Source organism: Kitasatospora sp. NPDC059146 (genome assembly GCF_042786665.1).
GTDB lineage: Bacteria > Actinomycetota > Actinomycetes > Streptomycetales > Streptomycetaceae > Kitasatospora.
Window position 1 is genome coordinate 1 of record NZ_JBHZCY010000246.1, and the last position, 3,636, is coordinate 3,636.

The window sequence follows — 3,636 nt, forward strand, 5'->3', positions numbered from 1 at the left end:
GGAGAGCCTGTGGGAGGCGAGGCTGTCCGAAGCGCGGGACTACTCGGTGGTCGCCGCCGAACTACCGGCGCTCACCTCGCGATTCCCGACCCGGGAGCGGTTCAGCTGGCTGCTGATGAAGGCCCTGTACCGGTCCGGTCGGCGGGCCGACGCGATCGACGCGTACCACCGGACCCGACGGACCCTGGCGGACGAGTACGGCGTGGACCCGGGCGCCGAGTTGCAGGAGCTGTTCGGCTCGATCCTGCGCGGCGACCCCGTCGCGGGCTGCGCATGAGCACGCCGCGACGATAGGCCCCCGACGACGGCCCGGTGGCGACGGCTGACACAGCCGTCGCCACCGGGTCCGCTTTTTCGCCACCTCAATGACATGCTCATGCAATTTCGCTTGCCTTGCAGGCAACTCACGCTCGCGACCCGGGTTCCGCCCGCACTCCAAGACTCCTCCAAGTGGACTCCAAGTCGACTCCAAGTCACTGCCAAGATCATCCTGGCAGGCTCTCGGTCAACCGAGCCGCTGGATCGAGATGAGGCGTCGGCAGCCCTCTCGCCCGAGCCGCTGGGTGGACAGCGACCGCACGCATGCGGCACGCGCAGTAGCCGTCCGCTCCGCCGGACCGGCGAGCACATCAGGACCACGAGGAAAGCCGAGTAGCCAGTGCCGCAGACGAGTTGTGAGCACGACCCGGTCGCCGTCGTCGGGCTGTCCGGCCCGACGCCCGGAGCCGACAGCGACCAGCAGGGCTACGACGGCCCTGACGGCGGCCCCGCGTTCTTCGGGCTTCCGGCCGCCCTGGCCGCCGAACTCGGCCCCGCGGACTGGAGGTTGTCGGAGCTCGCCTGGAGCGCGCTGGAGGACGCCGGGATCCTCCCCGCCTCGCTGCGCGGAAGCCGAACCGGTGTCTTCCTCGCACCGTCGTCGCCGGACCGATCGGCGCAGCAGTCACCGCAGCACTCGCCGGAGCGCCTTGCCGCCGTACTGGGCCTCCACGGCCCGCAGGCCGCTCCCGGACCGTCGGAAGCACCGGTGCAGGCCGCCGTCGCGCTCGCCGCGGAGGCGCTGCGCCGCGGGGAGTGCGACCTCGCCCTCGCCGGCGACGGCGGCACGGTCCTCGCCGTGCTCCGGCGGCTGCCCGACGCGCGACGCGACGGCGCCCGGGTCCTGGGTGTGGTCGCCTGCGGCCGACCCGCGTCCGGCCCGGGTGTCCTCGAACTGCTCGGCGCCGTACCGGCCGATCCCCCGGCAGCCCCCGGGGCACGGCCCGCCGCCCGGCCGCTCCTCGTCACGGAGCGCACACCCCTGGTCCTCTCCGCCCGCAGCGACGCCGCCCTGCGGGCCCAGGCGCAGGCGCTCCGCGAGCGGCTGGCGGCCGACCCGGGCCTCCGGCTCGCCGACGTCGGCCACTCGCTGTCCACCACCAGGACGGCGTTCGAGCAGCGCGCCGTCCTGGTCGCCGAGAACCGCGTGGACGCCCTGCACGGACTGCGGGCCGTCGCCGAGGGCGGGTTCGCGCCGTCACTCGTCCGCGGGACGGCGGACACCGGGCGCGGAGTCGTCTTCGTCTTCCCGGGCCAGGGCACGCAGTGGCGGGGCATGGCCCTCGACCTGCTGGAGTCCTCGGAGCTCTTCCGGGACCACATGAAGGCCTGTGAGGACGCCCTCGCACCGTACGTCCCGTGGTCACTGGCCGACGTGCTGCGCGAGGCCCCCGGCGCCCCCGCCCCGGTGGCGGTGGACGTCGTCCAACCCGTCCTGTTCGCCGTGATGGTCTCGCTCGCGGCGCTGTGGCGCGCCGCCGGCGTGGCACCGGCCGCCGTGGTGGGCGCCAGCCTGGGCGAGATCGCGGCCGCCCACGTCGCCGGTGCACTCACCCTGGAGGAGGCCGCCCAGGTCGTGGCGCTGTGGAGCCGGTCGCAGGCCGCCGCAGCAGGACAGGGCGATCTGGCCTCCGTCCTGCTGCCCCGCGAACAGCTGGCGCCACGGCTCGCCCGGTGGCAGGGCCGACTCGTCGTCGCCGGGACCAACGGCCCGCGATCCACCCTGTTCTCCGGTGACCGGGGGGCCGTGGACGAGCTGCTGGCCGAACTGGCAGCCGAGGGGGTGCGGGCACGACGTCTGAGCAACGGACTCGCCGCACACTCCCCCGCACTCGGCCTCGACCGCGACGGCATCCTCGACGGCCTCGCCGCGATCCGCCCGCGCAGCTCCGCCGTACCGTTCTACTCCTCCTCGACCGGCGGGCTCCTGGACACCGCGGCCCTGGACGCCGCGTACTGGCTGCGGAACATCACCAGCGAGATCCGCTTCGAGGACGCCACCCGCGCGCTGCTGGCCCACGGGCACCGGCTCTTCCTGGAGGTGAGCCCGCACCCCGGCCTCCTCGGCGGCCTCCAGGAGACCCTGGACGACGAGGGCCTGACGGGCGGCGCCGTCGTCGTCGGCACCCTGCGCCGCGACCAGGGCGGGGCGGACCGGTTCCTCAGCTCGATGGCCGAACTGCACGTCCGAGGGGCCGCACCGGACTGGGCGGCCGCCCTCGGCGGATCCGGCGCACAGCGGGTCCCGCTGCCGACGTACCCGTTCCGCGCCGCCCGCCCGGACACCGCACGACCGGACACCGCCCGCGCGGGCGCCGTCGACGCGACCGCCGACCGGGCCCGCACCGCACCACAGGACTGGGTCCGTGACCTCGTCCGCGCCGAGATCACCGCGCTGTGCGGCCACGCGGCGGCCGCCACCCCCGAGGACCGGCCGCTCCGGGACCTCGGGTTCGACTCCGCCATGGCCGTCGAGCTGCGCAACCGGCTCATGGCGGCGACCGGTCTGGCCCTGCCCCTCACCCTGCTCTTCGACCACCCGACGCCGAAGGCCCTGAACCGCCACCTGCTCGCCCGGCTCACCGGAGAGGACGACGCCCCGGAGGCGGAGGCGACCGCCGACGGACAGCCGCCGGCCGTCGGCCACGACGCGGCCGGCGAGCAGGAGCCGATCGCGATCGTCGCGATGGCCTGCCGGTTCCCCGGCGAGGTCCGCAGCCCCGAACAGCTCTGGCGGCTCGTGGCGGACGGCCGCGACGCCGTCTCCTCGTTCCCCGACAACCGGGGCTGGGAGCTGGACTCGCTGTACGACCCCGACCCGTCCCGCAGCGGCCACACGTACACCCGTCAGGGCGGCTTCCTGCACGACGCCGACCGGTTCGACGCCGCCTTCTTCGGGATCAGCCCGCGCGAGGCGCTGGCGATGGACCCGCAGCAGCGGCTGCTGCTGGAGAGCTCCTGGGAGGCGTTCGAGCGGGCCGGCATCGCGCCGGAGTCCCTGCGCGGCAGCCGGACCGGCGTGTACGTCGGCGCGATGACCCAGGACTACGGGGCCCGCATGCACGAGGCGAGCGACCTCGTCGAAGGGCACGTCCTGACCGGCACCACCGTGAGCGTCCTGTCCGGCCGGCTGTCGTACGTATTCGGCCTGGAGGGCCCGGCGATCACGGTGGACACCGCGTGCTCCTCCTCGCTGGTCGCACTCCACCTGGCCTGCCAGTCACTGCGCAGGGGCGAGTGCTCGACCGCCCTCGCCGGCGGCGCGGCGGTCATGGCCGCCCCCGGCATGTTCGTCGAGTTCAGCCGCCAACGCGGCCT

At 74.7% G+C, this 3,636-nt stretch carries 2 protein-coding genes; both read left to right on the top strand.

From position 1 onward, the window contains the following. Positions 1 to 277: BTAD domain-containing putative transcriptional regulator (locus tag ACFXPX_RS43530; protein WP_380645081.1), on the top strand; the 277-nt coding region annotated here is incomplete at its 5' end. 381 nt (positions 278 to 658) lie between these two features. After that, the coding region (locus tag ACFXPX_RS43535; RefSeq protein ID WP_380645082.1) for a beta-ketoacyl synthase N-terminal-like domain-containing protein at positions 659 to 3,636 on the top strand (2,978 nt) is incomplete at its 3' end.